The sequence below is a fragment of the Pseudomonas sp. rhizo25 genome, assembly GCF_031931935.1.
Classification (GTDB): Bacteria; Pseudomonadota; Gammaproteobacteria; order Pseudomonadales; family Pseudomonadaceae; genus Aquipseudomonas; species Aquipseudomonas synxantha.
Genome location: NZ_JAUJXA010000003.1, coordinates 363,798 through 380,964, shown reverse-complemented (window position 1 = coordinate 380,964; position 17,167 = coordinate 363,798). Strand labels below are relative to the sequence as shown.

Here is a 17,167-nt window from a genome sequence, read left to right as displayed (position 1 = left end):
TCATTTCTACAAAGTCTGGGACAACAACTGCACCCCCAGGTACAAGGCCAGCATGCCATCGAGCGTCAAAGGGTCCACGCCGCTGAGTTCAGCAATGCGTTCCATGCGATAACGCAGGCTATTGCGATGAATGCCCAGCGCGTCTGCGCAGGCCTGGCTTTGCCCGTCGTGTTCGCACCAACTGCGCAGAGTGGCGAGCAGTTGCCCGTTGCTGTCCTTGGCCAGCACTTTACGCAAAGGGTTGAGCAGTTCGTCCAGGGCATCGTCATTGCGGTGACGCCAGAGCATGACCGGCAGACGATAACGGTTGAGGGTCAACAGCCGCATGTGCGGGAGGATATCGCGGCCATACGCAAGTAGATCGCCCACCCGGCGATAACAACGGCGCAGCCCCGCCAAGCCCTCCGCTTGCCCACCAATGGCAACGCGCAGGATGTTCCAGCCCAGGCCGTCGAGCTTTTCCAGCAAGCGGGGGTTGTCGACCTGCAACGCGGCGGATCGGCACCACAGCAGGGAAAACTGCGCGGGGCTGACACACCAACTGTCCGGGTAACGGCTGGTCAGCCATGTACTCAAGTCTTGCGCCGTTTGGCCCGTACCAAGTTCGAACAGGTACGGCGTGCGCGACAGCTGCGGCTTGAGCCCCAGTTGCCGGGCTTCGTCCACCAGGCGTGGTGAGTCGCCACTGTCGGCCAGCAGCAAGGCCAGCAGATCATCGCAGCGCTGGCGCCGCCATTGCTGTTCGGCTTGCTGGTGGCGGTGGCTGACCAGCATTTCAGCGGTCATACGCACCAGCTCGGCATAGGTGCGCAGCCCGTCCGGTTCACCGGTGATGCCCAGCACACCGATCAGGCGTTGATCATGCAGCAACGGCAGATTGATGCCCGGCTGCACGCCCTTGAGATGTTTGGCAGTCTGCCCATCGATCTCCACCACCCGGCCATTAGCCAGGACCAGTTGCGCGCCTTCGTGGCGGGTATTGATGCGTTCCGGCTCGCCGCTGCCAAGGATCAAGCCCTGACTGTCCATGACGTTGACGTTATAGGGCAGGATGGTCATGGTGCGATCGACAATCTCCTGGGCCAAGGCGTGATCGAGCTCGAACATGGGGCTAATTTCCTAAAACAGTTGTTCACTGGCACAGCGCAAAGCCTGCTTGACTGTGCGCCAGCACAAAGACAGTCGCCCATCACGTCATCGAGACTGTCGGGGCGGTCAACGTTAACCTCGCACCGCGAAAAATCATAATAAAGAGAGATTCCCATGTCACAGAGCGCCACTGCCGCACTGGCCAGCGATGACGATAAAAACGCCATCTACAAGCGCATCACCCTGCGCCTGATCCCCTTCATCTTTATCTGCTACCTGTTCAACTACCTGGACCGGGTAAACGTTGGCTTTGCCAAGCTGCAGATGCTCGATGCGTTGAAGTTCAGCGAAACCGTATACGGCCTGGGGGCCGGGATTTTCTTTATCGGCTACGTGCTGTGTGGCGTGCCGAGCAACCTGGCGCTGACCAAGTTCGGCCCACGGCGCTGGATCGCGTTGATGATGATCGTGTGGGGCACGCTGTCTACCTGCCTGCTGTTTGTGACCACGCCGACGCATTTCTACACGTTGCGCCTGTTTACCGGTGCCGCTGAAGCCGGTTTCTTCCCCGGTGTGGTGCTGTACCTCTCGCAGTGGTTCCCGACCTTCCGCCGTGGGCGGATCATGGCGCTGTTCATGTCGGCGATCCCGGTGTCCGGCTTGCTCGGCAGCCCCTTCTCCGGCTGGATTCTCAACCACTTTGCTGCCGGTCAAGGTGGCCTGGCGGGCTGGCAGTGGATGTTCCTGCTGCAAGGCATCCCGACCGTGATCCTCGGCGCCCTCGCCTACTTCCTGCTCAGTGACAGCTTCGCCAACGCCAAGTGGCTCGCGCCCCACGAGCGCGCAGTGCTGGAAGCCGACCAGGCCACGGACCTGGCGAACAAGCCTAAAACCACCAGCGACTCCCTGGCCGAAGTGTTCAAGAACCCGGCGATCTGGGCATTTGGCCTGATCTACTTCTGCATCCAGAGCGGCGTGTATGCGATCAACTTCTGGCTGCCATCGATCATCAAGAACCTGGGTTTCAGCGATAACCTGGTGATTGGCTGGCTCAGTGCGATCCCGTATCTGTTGGCGGCAGTGTTCATGTTGCTGGTAGGCCGCTCGGCCGACTTGCGCAAGGAACGTCGATGGCACCTGGTGGTACCAATGCTGATGGGTGCCATCGGCCTGGTGATCGCGGTGAACTTCGCCACCACACCCGCCATCGCCATCATCGGCCTGACCATCGCTACCATGGGCGCCCTTACTGGCCTGCCGATGTTCTGGCCGGTGCCTACCGCCATGCTCAGCGCAGGTGCCGCGGCGGGTGGCCTGGCATTGATCAACTCCATGGGGCAGATGGCGGGTTTTCTCAGCCCATATATCGTGGGGTTTGTGAAAGACGCCACCGGGTCCACGGATGTGGCGCTGTATCTGCTGGCGGCCGTGATTGTCGCCGGTAGTGTGCTGGCGTTGCGCATGACGCGGACCTTGAAGGCATAAGACGGTCCAATGTGAGAGCGGCCTTGCTCCCGATGATTTAGTGTCAGTGAGCGCATCTGTGACTGAACCACCGCCATCGGGGGCAAGTCCCCTCCCACACTTTGGCCTGTGTCTACAGCAAGCCGCCGCCATCGATATCGATGACGGCGCCGGTCATGAAGCCGTTCTCCATGGCCAATACATACCCCGCCGCCACTTCTTCGGCCTGCCCTACCCGGCCAACTGGCAATGCCTCGCCGGTCTTGGCAAACATCGCCAAACGCTGCTCTTCGGCCAACCCGGCATAGGCTGGGGTGTCGATCACGCCGGGGCTGATGACATTGACGCGACGCGGCGCCAGCTCCTTGGCCAGCTGCTTGCCCAAGGCTTCGGTCGCGGCATTGATGCCGGTCTTGATGAACTGTCCTGCTGCCAGCTTGCGCCCCAGTTGACCGGAAGTCAGGCTGATGCTGCCGTGCTCACCCAGGAATGGCAGCGCCTGTTGAATCGCACGTAGCGCGCCCCAGAGTTTCACATTGAAATTGTCCTGGGCTTCGTCAAGGTCGGTTTCGATCAGCGTCTTGGCCCGTACCGCAGGCCCTGAGGTGTAGACCAAGTGGTCAAAGTGCCCCACCGTTTCGAACAAGCGCTGCAACGACGCGCTGTCGGTGACGTCCACCGGCTCGCTGCGTACACCGTTGTCGCTGCCGGAGTTCAAGCGCCGCCCGGCCAGCACCACGTGCGCACCGCGAGCGGTGGCTGCCTGTGCCACTGCGGCGCCGATGCCGCTGCTGCCGCCAATCACGATGATGGTTTTACCGCTGAGGGAAGATGTCATGGGAGAACTACCTGGGTGAGAAAGCCAGCGTTCATCTTCCCAGCTTGGCAATCAGCAAAAAATCCCGGTAAAACGACAAGATCTTTAAAGGATTTTTAATAATGAGCTCAATTCTCGATCTTGAAGTCTTTGTGCGCAGTGCCGACACCGGTAGCCTGACAGCTGCCGCCCGTGGGCTTGGCTTGACCCCGGCAGCGGCCAGCATTGCCCTCAAGCGCCTGGAAACCCGGCTCGGTATCCGCTTGCTCGCCCGTTCCACCCGCAGCATGCGCCTGACCGAAGAAGGCCGGCGTTATCTGGACAGCGTGCGGGTGGCGCTGGAAGCGTTGTCGGAGGGCGAACACGCCATCAAGCAACAGGGCCAAAGCCTCAGCGGTTTATTGCAACTGGCGGCGCCCTCGGATTTCGGTCGCAATGTTTTGCTGGGTTGGCTGGATGAGTTCAAATACGAGCACCCCAATATCCGCCTGCAACTGTTGCTCAACGACAGCAATGCCGATCTGTTTCGCGACACCGTCGACATCGCCCTGCGCTTTGGCGTGCCGAGGGACTCCAGCCTGGTAGCGCTGCCGGTGGTGCCCGGCCACCAGCGCATGGCCTGCGCCAGCCCTGACTACCTCGCGCGCCACGGCACACCGCGCACGCCCGCGGACTTGGCGCAGCACAGTACGTTGCGCTACATGCGCCGCGGGCAGGCCAATAGCACGTGGTATTTCCGCCAGGGCGCGCAGCTCCAGGAGGTCGACGTCAGCGGCGATTACCTCAGCGACGATGGAGAAATCGTCCGTCGCTGGGCGCTGGCGGGCCACGGCATCGCCTATAAAGCCAACCTGGATATTGCCCGTGATATCCAGGCCGGTCGGCTGGTAGTGCTGCTGCCCGACTGGCAGGGCGAGCCGACCCCTTTCAACCTAATGTGCCCCCACCGTCTGCAAGTGTCGGAACGGGTGAAAGTGCTGCATCGTTTTCTACAGGCCCGCTGCCAGACGTTACTGGGTGCATGAAGAAACGCGCCCAGGGCTTGTTCCAGAGGCGTCGGGTCTGGTATTGCAGTACTCACGTTTCCCTGCCATGAGGAGCTCTCCATGATTTACCGCACATTGGGCCAGTCAGGTTTGAAGGTCAGCGCACTGACCCTCGGCACCATGATGTTTGGCGAACAGACCAGTACCGAAGACTCGCTGCGCATCATCGACAAGGCCTGGGACCAAGGCATCAACTTTATCGATACCGCCGACGTCTACACGGGCGGGCGCTCCGAAGAGATCGTCGGCGAAGCCATTGCGCGTAACCGCCAGGACTGGATAGTGGCCAGCAAGGTCGGCTTCGGCCCTGCCGATGGTTTGCCCAACCGTAGTGGTTTGAACCGCAAGCGTATCTTCAACGCCGTGGAAGCCAGCCTTGGGCGCCTGGACACCGATTACCTGGACATCTACTACCTGCACCGTGAAGACCATGACACGCCGTTGGAAGTGACCGTGTCGGCTATCGGCGACCTGATCCGCCAAGGCAAGATCCGCCATTGGGGCCTGTCCAACTACCGTGGTTGGCGTATCGCCGAGGTGATTCGGGTGGCCGAGCGCCTGGGGGTGGATAAACCCATCATCAGTCAACCGCTCTACAACATCGTCAATCGCCAAGCTGAAGTCGAGCAAATCACCGCGGCGGCTGCCTACGGGTTGGGCGTGGTGCCTTATAGCCCGCTGGCCCGAGGGGTGCTCAGCGGCAAATATGCACCGGACGTTACGCCCGAACCCGGCAGCCGGGCCGCACGGCAGGACAAGCGCATCCTGGAAACCGAATGGCGGACGGAGTCGTTGCGCATCGCCCAGCAGATCCAGCAATACACCCAAGGGCGTGGCGTGGGCATGGTGGAGTTTGCCATTGCCTGGGTGTTGAACAATGCCGCAGTGAGTTCCGCGATTGTCGGGCCGCGCACCGAGGCGCAGTGGGATGCGTACACCGGGGCGCTGGCGGTGGAGATCACTGCTGAAGATGAGGCATTTATTGATTCGTTGGTCACGCCCGGGCATTCATCCACACCAGGGTTCAATGATGTCGGCCATTTCGTCTCAGGCCGTGTGGCGTGGCGCGTTGGCTGAAATCTACATGATGCACTCAGATTAATGTGGGAGGGAGCCTGCTCCCCGATAGCGGTGTTGCAATCGGCTCATCTGTCGCTGACACACTGCTATCGGCGCCAGGTCGAATCGTCGTACCGCTCCTCCAATATTTTATTTCTCGCAAAAACCGCCATACTCCGGCCCTGGACCGGATATGATCAGGCAAACTATTATTTTGAGGAAACTATTAAGCCAATCGAATATTTTTGGCCTCTTCAGTTGAGGGCCTTGGTGCAGCTAAGGCGATTATTCCGTAAAATCAATTTTCAAGGGAGTGAAGATGAACGAAAAAAATCAGTTGAACGGCTTACAAGGCTGGCTGTTGTTGGTAATGATTGGATTGTTTTTGAGTCCCTTGCGTATAGCGTATGAATTATTTCCATCGTACTATCATTTCTTTACAACACCTGGCGCGATCGAATACATAAGCACTCCTGGCGCAGGCGAATACCACCCCTACTTACTCACGTTTATGATGTCAGAAATATCATTCAATATTCTGATGGTTATAGCCCAAGTGTATTTAATATATTTGTTTTTCTCAAAGCATTACCTTTTTCCAAAGCTATACATAACCGTGGTTATTGTTTCGTTTGTTTTTGTTATTTCCGATGCCTGGATTGGCTCTCTTGTGTACCCGAAAATATCAATGTTTAACCCCGAGACCAACAAAGAAATAACAAGGTCATTATGCGCCATCCTAATCCTGGTCCCCTATATGCTCATATCCAAAAGAGTTAAAGCAACATTTATAGAGGGTAAGAAAAGCTAATTGGATGGGAAGAGCATGGTCTTTTTTTTGCTATCCGAGAGTCACTCGGTAAATAATATCACTTGCTAATGAATCGGCTTTCGCGAGGGCAGCGTGTCTAAAGGTGTAGTGTTATCGGTATTGGCCTCGGTGTTGTTTGCCGTGATGTATTACTTCACGTCGCTGCTCACGCCCTTGAGCGGCCTGGAGATTTTCGGCTGGCGCATGCTGCTGACCGTACCATGCATGACCGTGTTCATGATCGTCAGCGGTGAATGGCGAAGGGTGTTGGAACTGCTGCGCATGCTTGCGACCAAGCCACGTCTGGTCGGCGGTGTGTTGGCCTCTTCGGCCTTGCTGGGCGTGCAATTGTGGCTGTTCATGTGGGCGCCGCTGAATGGACGCAGCCTGGATGTATCGGTGGGGTATTTCCTGTTGCCGTTGACCATGGTGCTGACGGGGCGCTTGGTGTACGGCGAACGCTTGTCGCGGCTGCAGCAGATTGCGGTGGTGCTGGCCGCGCTTGGCGTTTTGAATGAGCTGTATCAGGCCGGCGGTTTTTCCTGGGCAACCCTGGTAGTGATCATCGGTTACCCGGTGTACTTCGTGGTGCGCAAGTACCTGACCACCGATCATTTGGGTGGCTTGTGGCTGGACATGGCGCTGATGCTGCCAGTGGCTTGGTGGTTTGTGCAGAGTGGCGAACAGGGATTTGCCGTGCTCGATGTGCACCCAAGGCTGTATGCATTGATTCCGATGCTGGGTTTGATCAGTGCCTCGGCGCTGGTGAGCTATATCATCGCCAGTCGCTTGCTCGCATTCAGCTTGTTCGGGCTGCTCAGTTACGTAGAGCCGGTGTTACTGCTGGTGGTGGCGCTATTGCTGGGAGAAGGCATCAAGGGTGGCCAATGGCTGACTTACATTCCCATCTGGCTGGCGGTGATGGTGCTGGTATATGAGGGTTTCAAGCATTTGGTGCGTCAACGTCGGGTTTGAGTAAAAGAATGGGAATGGGTGCCGGTTGCGGGGGTATCCGTACCCCTTCTGTACTGCAGGGGGATGGCCTCAGGTCATTACCTGAGTCGGGGACTCTTCGGGCGTACCGACCACGTCCTCGATGAAGTCGGCTGCGGTATTCAGGTTTTCCCTCGCTGTGCCGTAGCGGGGAATATTGCTCTGGACCTCATTACCGAAACTTTCCAAGTATTGATCCATAATCTCTCTCTCAACACCAAACACATTGCCGAGCCGATTGTCGTGGTTCAGCTCAAGCAGCGTTCCTGTGACGGGGTTTTTCACGATTTCTTCGATGGAATTGGCTATATCGTCAGGAACACCAAACTGTTCCAATGCAGTCCCTAGACCGTGCCCTGGGTTTCTGAGCTGCTTGACGAGGTAGGCCCAGAAGTCACTCAGGTCATTAGGTCCTGCTTTTTCCATAGTCTGGCGCGCGACATGCTGTTTGGCGAACTCTTCGGCGGACTCTGAATTGGGATCGCCGAGCGGTTCTTTACTGTTCAGCCCGTCTTTCACGAAATAAAAACCGTCCTCACTGCCACCACGAAAGTTCCCATAAGCATCGTAATCATATACGACATATTTTCCATCCTCCCGTGTACCGACATAGGTCGCTTTGCCATCGGAAGCGAGGTTGTTAAGCCTGGTGTTGAATAGTCCGTTGACCTCCACTGGCGGAACCGTTAAATCCCTGTTCAAACGCGCGAAAATATCATCGCGTTCTCGACCAAAACTCCCCACCGCAACGCTGGATTGTTCATCCTCGCCAAAATCCTTTAGTTTCTCCCTGACCCGCTCCTCCTGCCCGGGAGCTTCAGGGTGAGAGAAGTGCCCGGCTAATCGGTCTAGTTCGGCAGGGTCTTGGGCCATATTCCTAACCCATTCAGTCATCTCTTCAGCGGTTTCGAACGTGTGGAACGACATGACTTCATCCTCCGGCATATACACGATGAAATTAGTCATCCCCTCCGTTACAGGCACGCGCTTGATCACCATCATGTCTTGGGATTGAGCGCCATCGACGGCAAAAGTCGAGACACTCACGAAAGGTGCCCCCGGTTTGTCTGGATTCACCACCGCCTTTATCAACTGATGCTCGTCGGCAGTTAAATCACCATTGAGGTGCTGTAATTCACCTTCGTCGAGAAAACGCTTTCGCGCCACATCGATCGGGTCCCCTTCATCGGTCGAGCGGACATTGCGAATGGGGCCAGCCTGTTGCGGCGGGATCGGATCACCTAACCTTGGCAGAAGAGTAGGAGTATGCACAGTCGTCATATGAGGGCCTCATCTAGATTAGGGTGCAGGGTTTTTCCTACGCCCGGCCCTTATGTGATACTTGATGAAACATCTGTTCCCGTTTGACCGTCGCTAAATTGCAACTCAATGCAACACACACGAAAAAGCCCGGTATAAAGCCCCGGGCTTTTTGCTTATCCAGTGGGTCAGTCGGCGGTCAATACACCACGACGCACTTGATCACGCTCAATCGACTCGAAAAGCGCCTTGAAGTTGCCCTCGCCGAACCCATCGTCGCCTTTGCGCTGGATGAATTCAAAGAACACCGGCCCCATCAGGGTTTCCGAGAAAATCTGCAGCAGCAGGCGTTTGTCGCCCGCAATCGATGAGCCATCCAGCAGAATGCCACGTGATTGCAGTTGCTCGACAGGCTCACCGTGGTTCGGCAGGCGGCCTTCAAGCATTTCGTAGTAGGTGTCCGGCGGTGCCGTCATGAAGCGCATGCCGATCTTCTTCAAGGCGTCCCAAGTCTTGACCAGGTCGTCGGTGAGGAACGCCACGTGCTGGATGCCCTCGCCGTTGAACTGCATCAGGAACTCTTCGATCTGCCCGGCGCCCTTGGAGGATTCTTCGTTCAACGGGATGCGGATCTTGCCGTCTGGCGCGCTCATGGCCTTGGAGGTCAGGCCGGTGTATTCGCCCTTGATATCGAAGTAACGGGCTTCGCGGAAGTTGAACAGCTTCTCGTAGAAATTGGCCCAGTAGATCATGCGTCCGCGGTAGACGTTGTGGGTCAGGTGGTCGATAACCTTGAGACCGGCGCCGACCGGGTTGCGATCAACACCTTCGAGGTAGACGAAGTCGATATCGTAGATCGAGTTGCCCTCGCCAAAACGGTCGATCAGGTACAACGGCGAACCGCCGATACCTTTGATTGCCGGCAGGTTCAGCTCCATCGGGCCGGTTTCAATGTGGATCGGCTGGGCACCCAGCTCCAGGGCACGGTTGTAGGCCTGTTGCGAGTCCTTGACGCGAAACGCCATGCCGCACACCGACGGGCCGTGCTCGGCGGCGAAGTAGGCCGCCAGGCTGCCCGGTTCGTTGTTGAGGATCAGGTTGATCTCGCCCTGGCGATACAGGTGCACGTCTTTGGAGCGGTGGGTCGCCACTTTGGTGAAGCCCATGATCTCGAAGATCGGCTCCAGCGTACCCGGGGTGGGCGAGGCGAATTCGATGAATTCAAAGCCCATCAAGCCCATTGGGTTTTCGTATTGGTCGGTCATGTTCGTGCCTCATCATTCTTGTGGGTAGCAATTGTCTATTTGCAAGCAAGGATGAGGTCTGACGGTGGCGCGCAGGAAAGGCCTCGCACGCTGCGGGCGAGGAAGTCACCAAAGATGAGGGGAGAGCCAAGTAGCTTCATGGTGTCATCAGTCTCTGACGGCCGAGGCTTGCGTGAGCGCAAGTCCATATTCTTGTATGCGTAAATCGATTCTACACAGCGTAAACCAATTTGTCCGTACTCTTATCAAATCGCCGTTGCCCTGCCCTGTGCAAGGGGTTTATTGCACAAGTAGATGCCCAGCAGGATCACCGCGCCACCTGCCAGCATCGGCGTGGTCAAGGCTTCGTCCAACAGCAATGCGCCACATATCACCGCTGTCAGCGGGTTGAGGGCGATGAACACACCGGAGCGGGTCGCGCCGATTCGCCGAATGCCCTCGTAGTAACCAATATAGGCCAGCGCCGAACCCAGCACACCCAGATACAGCAGGCTGTACCACTGCGCCAGCTGCAGCGCGGCGAAACCTTGCAACGTCAGCCGACCGGTGGCGAGGGTCGTCAGGGTCAACATCAGCGTGCCCCACAGCACCGACCAAGTGACTGTTTGCACCGGTCCCAACGCCTGGTTGAGTTCCCGGGACAGCAGCGAATAGGCGCCCCAGGCCATTACGCAGCCCAGGATCAACAGGTCACCGATCCAGGCGTTGCGCGCCCCCTGCTTGAGGTTGGGATTGCGGCTCACGATCACCACTGCTGCCCCCAGCAGGCACAGCCCGATACCCAGCCACTTGACCCGGCCCAGCCGCTCCTTGAACAACAACCAGGACGCCAGGCCAATCACTGCCGGGTTCAATGCCACGATCAAGGACGCCCGCGACGCATTGATGTAGTGCAGGCCATAGAAAAAACACAGGTTGTAGAAAAAGATGCCGCATAGCCCCGGCAGCATCAGCCGCGCCATTTGCCCCGTAGTTGGACGCGCCAGTGGGATCCGCGCACAGGCCAGGAACAGCAGCAACGCCAGGCTGGCCAGCATAAATCGCAGGCAGGCTGCGAGCAGAGGGTCGACCTGGTCAGCCAGGAAGCGCCCGGCAACAAAGGTACCCCCCCAGATCATGGTGACAGCGGCCAGCTTCAGGTAAGTAAGTCCTTCGCGAGCGTGATGCATCAGGATGTGCTCAATGTGAGAGAAGATCGGGGTATTCTTTGACTAATGATTAGTCATCGTAAAATGAGGTATTACTCATGACCCTGACCCAGTTGGAAATCTTCTCCCTGGTCGCCGAACTGCGAGGTTTCACCAGCACGGCGCATCGGCTGGGCATCAGCCAGTCGGCGGTATCCCATGCGATCAAGGCTCTGGAGCAGGAACTGGGTGTGGAGTTGTTTCGCCGGCACCAGACCCTGGTGGAACTGAGCGATATCGGCGAGCAGTTGCTCGGGCGCGCACGGGGCATGTTGGGGCTGGCCAACACCTTGCAACAGGAAGCCGCCGATGCCCGCGGGATGAAGCGCGGCACATTGCGCATAGGTTCGTTCGGCCCCACCGCTTCGAACCGTTTGCTACCGACCATTCTCAGCCACTTCCGAAGGGACTATCCGGGTATCGAGGTACACGTAGACGAGGGGCCGGACCGGCAGGTCATCCAATGGCTGGACCAACGCCGGGTGGATGTGGGCTTCGTGGTATTGGAGCATGAACGCTTCGACACCGTTGCCCTGCTCGAAGACCAACTCGTGGCGCTGATACCGGTCGGCCATGCCTTGGCGGCAAGCGTGGCGGTACCCTTGCACGCGTTGTGCGATGACCCGTTCATCCTAACCGAGGCAGGCTCCGCAGAGCTGGTCACGCGTTTGTTCGGTGAAGCGCAGTTGCAGCCTAAAGTGCGGTATCGCTGCACCCAGTTGCTCAGCACTTTGGAGGCGGTCAGTCGCGGCGAGGGCCTGAGTATCGTGGCCCAGGGCTCACTGCCGGCCAATGCCGACCCGCGCTACATTGCCCGGTCCCTGTTGCCCAGCGTAACGCGGCGCATAGGCCTGGCGGTACTGGATCGACGCCAGGCCTCTCCCGCTACCCTGGCGTTTATCGCACTGGCGCAAACGCTGTACCCCGATCCAGGTATTCACCGGTAACTCAGGGTAAACGAGGCCAGGCCGTTGGCGGTTCCGGGCTTGATGGTCGACGCAGTTTTCACATAGCGGGAAGTCAGCGTAATTGTCAGGGTGCCGTTGGCAGTACTACCGACCTGCCATTGGTTCGGGTTACCCACGCCAGAGGAGTCGGGGCCATAGCTGATTAACTGGGCGCCATTGAGCAGTTGCAGGGCCACGCCACGGGCAGTCGAAGTGCGGGTCAGGGACAATTGGTCGCTGCGATTGCCGGGCTCCGTCTGGTCGGTCACCGTGATCCATACATCCAGGATGCCACCGTTACCGCCGCCGCAGTCCAGGGTGATGTTGCGACTGACGCTGCCGGCATGGCTGCCGATATCCTTGAAGTCTCGACTGGGTACCTGCCCCAGTGGCATCGATATCGACGGTGTGGATACGCGGCAAGTCGGTTTTTGCGGCGGCAATATCACCGTGTCGCCGAAGTTGATCGAGGCATGGCCGGGGCCTTCAATATTGACATTGCTCAGCACATACCTGCCGACTGTGCTTGCGCTGATCGGGCCCGACGCGATCGGGCCCGTCGCCACCAGATACACGCGCCCTTGCAGTGTCCAGGCCGTGGGCTTGTTGTGCTTGGTGTCCACCAACGTCGTGCCGGTGTGGGTAATCACGCGCAGAGGCTGGGACGGATCCCCGGCCATCATGGCGAACCCTACGCCGGGGTAAGGAGTGGCGTAGACCGGCATCGACAAGCCGTTGGCATTGAACGTCATGCCGGTCGCCGCAGCATTGACCACACTCAGGCTCGCCGACACTGGATGCGGCAATAACCAGTCGGTGTATCGACACTGCATCACAGCGCCATTGCTTGCGAAGTCATACCCGCCTGGATAGCCAATTGCCTCGCCCACTTTCAGGTCGCCTGGCAAGGTAATCGGCGGGAAGGAAAGCGTCACGGGCGCCTGGGGGACGCAGGCGCCTGCATTGAAATGGGCATGCGCGTCCATCGCGGACATGCAGGCCCCCAGGCACGCGCCGACCTGTAGAAGCCTGGTCGTAAACTGCCGGACGCTGTTCATATCGCCAAATCCTTACCGCGGCCTAAAGACAGAGAATGTTCGTGCGTCATGCCATGATCATCCAGCACGGTAAAACGCAGCAAGGCCGGCCCTTCCCCTGGCAGCGCCCGCCCCTTCAACGCGATGCTGACTACCGAATGTGGCGACAGCATGGGCGGGTCATCATTGCGGTACTCGACCCCACTGACGGTCAGCCGGACGCTGGACAGGCTCACATGAAAGGCACTGGGGTTACGCACCCGCAACACCGGGCCGTCACCTTTGCGCTGCCACTGCAGCAATTGAATCGCCTCCTGCGCCTGGCCCGACAAGCCGTCGGGGCGCAGAAACAGCTTGATCCGTGTGCGAAAGGCAAATTGCAGCTGGTTGCCGGTATCCACAGACGGACGGATCCCCAGCACATTCAGCCAGTACACCGATTCCTGGGGCGCGGCCAGGGCCTTGTTTTGGGTCGCGTGGTACACCACCCGCAATGCGCGGTGCTTGCCGGCATCCAGGCGCAGGATCGGCGGGGTCACCGTAAAGGGCACATCACTCGACTCAGGCGCGATCTGCGGGTCGCCCGCATCGATCCACACTTGGACCAATCGCGGGCCGTCGGCCTCATTGTGCAGGTTGACCGTTACCCCCGGGGCGCTGGCCGTGTAAATGATACGTGTGCGGTCAATGACGATTTCCCCATGGGCCAATACTGTCTGCACCGCCAGGGCCAGGCCAAGCACCGCGTTGAACAATCGATGAGTCATCAGCTGCGCTCCTCGTCCACATCGCCATGGTCGGCACATTGACTGACCAACTGGTCCGCGTTTTCCTGACGTTGCTCGGGCCTGCGCGGCGGCAAACGGTAATGGATGAAGCATTGGTCACCCGCCCCTGCATTCCAGCGCACCGTCAACCGTCCCTGGTCGGCAACCCCGCGCACAAAAGCCTTGCCAGCCTGGCCGATCACGCCGATTTCGACGCCGCGTTCGTCAAACACCTGGGCGGCAAATGGCAACGGCTTGCCATTCATATGAGTGGCCTTGATCACCACGGCTCGGCCACTGACGGTCTCGAACCTGACCAGTGAGACCGCCCCCAGCGTCGGCACCACGGCGTGACTCGATTCCTTGAGTTCCACATCCATGGGCATGCCCTCGGGATCGATATCTACTTCATTGCGCTGATAAGCCCTGAGGGCTGGCAGCACCGCATAGCCCTGCTTATCGATACGCGCCCCGCTGCTGCCCAGCCGGGCACCTTGTGCATCCGGCGCATACACCAGGGCCGAGGCTTCACCGAGGTTCTGCGCGAAGGTCAGGCCATGCCCGTGGGCAATCAGCCCGCCATCGGCGCTCATGGAAAGTTGTGAGCTGTCGCGGGCCTGGGCATAGCCGGCCCGCAGGCTCGCAGCGCGGCTGCGATAGCCGGCGTAGGCATTGAAGCTGGAGCCTTGCTGGTGGCCCATGCCACGGCTGCCGGTCAGCCCGTAGCTGGCTTCACCGGCGTCACCCAGCAAACCGTTGATCCCCACTTGGTGCTGGCTGCCGCGCGAATCGCCAGCATCGTGCGACAAGCTGCTGCTCAGGGTCGGCGCACGCGTTCCTGCGCCCAATGGCATGGACAGTGTGAGCACCAGGTGATTATCCACGCGCCCGGCCTGCGCCGACCGGCCAAAAAAGATCTCGTCGCTGCGCTCGTGATCGTTCAACTGATGGGTTTCACTGACACGCGAGCGCTGCGCCGAGAGGTTCCAGTTGAGTGACTTCCAATTAGCTGCATAACTGAGGGTGAAGGAGGTCTGGCGCCCTTGGCGGCCTGCCCAGTAGTCGATGGAGCTGCCATAAAGGCTCAGCGAGCCTGCGCCCAACTGCTGGCTGATTGTCAGGTCGAGGCGGCTTTTCTGCCTGGCGTAACTGTTGATACTTCCGCCTTGGCGGGCCAGTTCCCGCACATTGAGCGCATCAGGCAGGTTCAGGTATCCGGCCGTGGAGAAACGATAGGCGCCCAACGCAAAGTGCGTTCCCGAGAACGGCAGGTTCTTGTTATAGGCCAGGCCCCAGCTTTGCCCGCCGACTACCCCTAGCCCCTGTACCTGGGTGCGCGAGTGGGTGCTGTCGAGGGAGAGCGCGCCAATCGGAGTACTCATCGCCAGGCCGGCCTTGGCCTGGCCGTAGCCTTGGGAAAACGTGCTGCCACCATAGGCGCTCAGACGATCGCCCAGGCCATGCTGCAGCGTACCCTGGAAGATCAGCGGGCTGGCGTCGCTGACACCGTATTGCTGCAACTGCCCCAAGGTCGCGCTGTAGTGGCTGGCACCGTCACGCAGCAGGTAAGGCGCCACGGAGTAAGGCACCACGAAGCTGCTGCGCCGGCCGTCGACCTCGGTAACACTGACGTGCAGGTCGCCGCCGTACCCGGTGGGGTACAGGTCATCGATGACAAACGGCCCCGGGGCCACGGTGGTTTCGTAAAGGGTGTAGCCGTTCTGGCGCACTGTCACCGTTGCATTGCTGTCGGCAATGCCCCGCACCTGAGGCGCATAGCCTTGTTGCGACTGGGCAAGCATGCGGTCATCGGTGGCCAGGGTGATGCCGCGTACACGCACACCGTCGAGGATCTGACCACTGCTGAAGCTGTCGCCGACGGTCAGTTGTGAGCGCCACGCGGCAAGGGACCGCTGCAGGTAGGTGGCGGTGTGTTGATAAGGCGCCAGGCCACGACCGGATGCCCATGCCTGCCCACCCTGATGGCGTAACCGCCAGTCGCCCAGGTTGAGACCGCCGTTGAGGCCCAGGTAGCCACGATCCTCACCGGCGCCCGCTGTCGCCGTCGCGGCACTGAAGTTGTAGTTGAGCAGCGCGGCGTCAATGCCATTGTCCCACTCAGACGGGTCAATGTAGCCGCGCGCGGAACGGTTGATATAGACCTGGGGGATGCTGACGTCCAGGGTCAGGGTCTCGATATCGACGCGGCTGCTGGCCATGGGTATCCACTCGGCAAAATCCCGGCAGGCATGCTCGGTGTTATCCGCCAGCGCCTGCACAGAAACCCCCAGTTGGCCAAGCTCGGCAGCGTTCAAGCAAGGCTGGGCGTCGTCCTGCCCGGCAAGGGGGGCGAAGGTGATCTCGCGACGTCCCATCGATTGCCCGTTGAGCATCACATCCACGCGATAGACACCAGGCGCCAACACGTTGCTGGTATTGAAGCGCGAGATATCTGCCGAAGAGGACAGGCCGCTGGCGAACGCCTCGATGTCAAACAACAGTGGCGCGGCCTCTGCCGACATCAATAAGGTACTGAGCAGGCCCAGCCATAGCAGCAACCTGGGGTTGGCAAACAGCCAGGCAGTGAAGCGGTGAATGGGTATTTGCAGTAAGGCATGCATGGTCAGAACTTCAGGGGAGCACGCTGCGGCGCGGAGAATGCGCCGTAATCATTGATGTATTTGAAATGCACCTGGGCGTCCGCGGGTAATGCCTTTACGCCATCCCTGACGGGCAGCTTCAGGCTGCCACCGGGGGGCACCATGCGCTCTCCCGCGGGTAACAGGCGAGCACCCGGGCCCGAGCCCATGGCCAAGGCAACTTCATTGAAGGTCACGTGATAAGCCGATGGGTTGTGCACTTCCAGTAGCGGTCCCTGGGTACTCCGGTGCAGGGTCCAGCGTAATTGGGTGGGCGCCTCGTCCGCCGAACCCGGCAATCGGGCCGGGCGGAAAAACACTTTGGTGCGGATACGAAAAGCGAACTGCAGGTGGTTCGAAGGGGCCGCTTGCGGGCTGCCCGGTGCCACGTTGACCTTGGGCGGTATCTCCAGGGCGTTGAGCCAAAACAACGATTCGCGGTCATCCGGCAGTGGGTCCTGGGTATAGACCAGTCGCACTACCTGGCTTTTGCCCGCGTCCATGCGAAACACTGGCGGCGAAAGACTGAAAGGCACCTCGCTGCCGGAGGGGTCTTGCGCCGGGTCGCCCTGGTCCAGCCACACTTGGACCAGGCGCGGCGCCCGCTGATCGTCATTGGTCAGGCGCAGCGTGATTTCTCGACGCTGCTGCGGATAGATGTGCCGCGTGCCGTCGATCACTACGCCGGCGTGAGCGACGGATAGCAACCCGACACTGATCAGCAGGGGGTTCATCAATAGCAATGTTCGGGCAAGCATTTGTCTGTCCTTGCCTGGCGCACGGCCA

The 17,167-nt window shown here is 59.4% G+C and carries 15 protein-coding genes; 6 read left to right on the top strand and 9 right to left on the bottom strand.

The features are described from left to right. Positions 1–6 precede the first annotated feature (6 nt). On the bottom strand, positions 7–1,107 hold the full coding sequence (locus tag QZR30_RS08720) for a sugar diacid recognition domain-containing protein (RefSeq protein ID WP_311903190.1): 1,101 nt from the start codon (positions 1,105–1,107) through the stop codon (positions 7–9). A 156-nt stretch (positions 1,108–1,263) separates the two neighbouring features. On the opposite strand from QZR30_RS08720, the gene QZR30_RS08715 reads away from it, so the two are divergent. Beyond that, positions 1,264–2,574 (top strand): MFS transporter, encoded by a 1,311-nt coding sequence (locus QZR30_RS08715; protein ID WP_046068196.1) that lies wholly within the window; start codon positions 1,264–1,266, stop codon positions 2,572–2,574. A 112-nt stretch (positions 2,575–2,686) separates the two neighbouring features. Here the strand turns inward: QZR30_RS08715 and QZR30_RS08710 are convergent, their stop codons facing one another. Then, entirely contained in the window at positions 2,687–3,391 is a 705-nt protein-coding gene (locus QZR30_RS08710) for an SDR family oxidoreductase (RefSeq protein ID WP_056847837.1), read from the bottom strand. A gap of 101 nt (positions 3,392–3,492) precedes the next feature. Here QZR30_RS08710 and QZR30_RS08705 point away from each other — a divergent pair, with 101 nt between their 5' ends. The 4 genes from QZR30_RS08705 (at position 3,493) to rarD (ending at position 7,261) form a co-directional block, all read left to right on the top strand. Next, positions 3,493–4,395: a LysR family transcriptional regulator gene (locus tag QZR30_RS08705; protein WP_046068199.1), complete on the top strand. Its 903-nt coding sequence runs from the start codon at positions 3,493–3,495 to the stop codon at positions 4,393–4,395. Between the two features lie 81 nt (positions 4,396–4,476). Next, on the top strand, positions 4,477–5,493 hold the full coding sequence (locus tag QZR30_RS08700; protein WP_046068200.1) for an aldo/keto reductase: 1,017 nt from the start codon (positions 4,477–4,479) through the stop codon (positions 5,491–5,493). Between the two features lie 301 nt (positions 5,494–5,794). Next, on the top strand, positions 5,795–6,286 hold the full coding sequence (locus tag QZR30_RS08695; protein ID WP_056847834.1) for a DUF2569 domain-containing protein: 492 nt from the start codon (positions 5,795–5,797) through the stop codon (positions 6,284–6,286). Between the two features lie 93 nt (positions 6,287–6,379). Then, positions 6,380–7,261 (top strand): EamA family transporter RarD, encoded by an 882-nt coding sequence (gene rarD / locus QZR30_RS08690; protein WP_046068202.1) that lies wholly within the window; start codon positions 6,380–6,382, stop codon positions 7,259–7,261. Between the two features lie 69 nt (positions 7,262–7,330). Here the strand turns inward: rarD and QZR30_RS08685 are convergent, their stop codons facing one another. The 3 genes from QZR30_RS08685 to QZR30_RS08675 form a co-directional block, all read right to left on the bottom strand. Then, complete coding sequence (locus tag QZR30_RS08685) at positions 7,331–8,560, bottom strand: dermonecrotic toxin domain-containing protein (protein ID WP_081214432.1); 1,230 nt, start codon at positions 8,558–8,560, stop codon at positions 7,331–7,333. Positions 8,561–8,727: 167 nt separating this feature from the next. After that, entirely contained in the window at positions 8,728–9,804 is a 1,077-nt protein-coding gene (hppD, locus tag QZR30_RS08680) for a 4-hydroxyphenylpyruvate dioxygenase (RefSeq protein WP_046068203.1), read from the bottom strand. Positions 9,805–10,049: 245 nt separating this feature from the next. Next, positions 10,050–10,973 (bottom strand): DMT family transporter, encoded by a 924-nt coding sequence (locus QZR30_RS08675; protein ID WP_311903189.1) that lies wholly within the window; start codon positions 10,971–10,973, stop codon positions 10,050–10,052. A 77-nt stretch (positions 10,974–11,050) separates the two neighbouring features. On the opposite strand from QZR30_RS08675, the gene QZR30_RS08670 reads away from it, so the two are divergent. Continuing rightward, positions 11,051–11,938 (top strand): LysR family transcriptional regulator, encoded by an 888-nt coding sequence (locus tag QZR30_RS08670; RefSeq protein ID WP_046068205.1) that lies wholly within the window; start codon positions 11,051–11,053, stop codon positions 11,936–11,938. Here QZR30_RS08670 and QZR30_RS08665 read toward each other — a convergent pair. From QZR30_RS08665 to QZR30_RS08650, 4 genes are read right to left on the bottom strand one after another with little or no spacing between them, the layout of a single operon-like run. Continuing rightward, positions 11,929–12,933 carry a fimbrial protein gene (locus QZR30_RS08665; protein WP_148666877.1) on the bottom strand — a complete coding sequence of 335 codons (1,005 nt, stop codon included), beginning with the start codon at positions 12,931–12,933 and terminating at the stop codon, positions 11,929–11,931. The two genes, QZR30_RS08670 and QZR30_RS08665, sit on opposite strands and share 10 nt — an antisense overlap. 59 nt (positions 12,934–12,992) lie before the next feature. After that, positions 12,993–13,742, bottom strand: coding sequence for a fimbrial biogenesis chaperone (locus QZR30_RS08660; protein ID WP_046068206.1), 750 nt, complete (start codon positions 13,740–13,742; stop codon positions 12,993–12,995). After that, entirely contained in the window at positions 13,742–16,363 is a 2,622-nt protein-coding gene (locus QZR30_RS08655) for a fimbria/pilus outer membrane usher protein (RefSeq protein WP_311903188.1), read from the bottom strand. Before QZR30_RS08655 ends, QZR30_RS08660 begins: the two co-directional genes overlap by 1 nt. 2 nt (positions 16,364–16,365) lie before the next feature. Further along, on the bottom strand, positions 16,366–17,139 hold the full coding sequence (locus QZR30_RS08650; RefSeq protein ID WP_311903187.1) for a fimbrial biogenesis chaperone: 774 nt from the start codon (positions 17,137–17,139) through the stop codon (positions 16,366–16,368). Positions 17,140–17,167: the final 28 nt, after the last annotated feature.

Bases quoted from the DNA above. Each gene is read 5' to 3' on its own strand.
- QZR30_RS08720 (WP_311903190.1), bottom strand. From the start codon at position 1,107: ATGTTCGAGCTCGATCACGCCTTGGCCCAGGAGATTGTCGATCGCACC.
- QZR30_RS08715 (WP_046068196.1), top strand. From the start codon at position 1,264: ATGTCACAGAGCGCCACTGCCGCACTGGCCAGCGATGACGATAAAAAC.
- QZR30_RS08710 (WP_056847837.1), bottom strand. From the start codon at position 3,391: ATGACATCTTCCCTCAGCGGTAAAACCATCATCGTGATTGGCGGCAGC.
- QZR30_RS08705 (WP_046068199.1), top strand. From the start codon at position 3,493: ATGAGCTCAATTCTCGATCTTGAAGTCTTTGTGCGCAGTGCCGACACC.
- QZR30_RS08700 (WP_046068200.1), top strand. From the start codon at position 4,477: ATGATTTACCGCACATTGGGCCAGTCAGGTTTGAAGGTCAGCGCACTG.
- QZR30_RS08695 (WP_056847834.1), top strand. From the start codon at position 5,795: ATGAACGAAAAAAATCAGTTGAACGGCTTACAAGGCTGGCTGTTGTTG.
- QZR30_RS08685 (WP_081214432.1), bottom strand. From the start codon at position 8,560: ATGACGACTGTGCATACTCCTACTCTTCTGCCAAGGTTAGGTGATCCG.
- hppD (WP_046068203.1), bottom strand. From the start codon at position 9,804: ATGACCGACCAATACGAAAACCCAATGGGCTTGATGGGCTTTGAATTC.
- QZR30_RS08675 (WP_311903189.1), bottom strand. From the start codon at position 10,973: ATGCATCACGCTCGCGAAGGACTTACTTACCTGAAGCTGGCCGCTGTC.
- QZR30_RS08670 (WP_046068205.1), top strand. From the start codon at position 11,051: ATGACCCTGACCCAGTTGGAAATCTTCTCCCTGGTCGCCGAACTGCGA.
- QZR30_RS08665 (WP_148666877.1), bottom strand. From the start codon at position 12,933: ATGTCCGCGATGGACGCGCATGCCCATTTCAATGCAGGCGCCTGCGTC.
- QZR30_RS08660 (WP_046068206.1), bottom strand. From the start codon at position 13,742: ATGACTCATCGATTGTTCAACGCGGTGCTTGGCCTGGCCCTGGCGGTG.
- QZR30_RS08655 (WP_311903188.1), bottom strand. From the start codon at position 16,363: ATGCATGCCTTACTGCAAATACCCATTCACCGCTTCACTGCCTGGCTG.
- QZR30_RS08650 (WP_311903187.1), bottom strand. From the start codon at position 17,139: ATGCTTGCCCGAACATTGCTATTGATGAACCCCCTGCTGATCAGTGTC.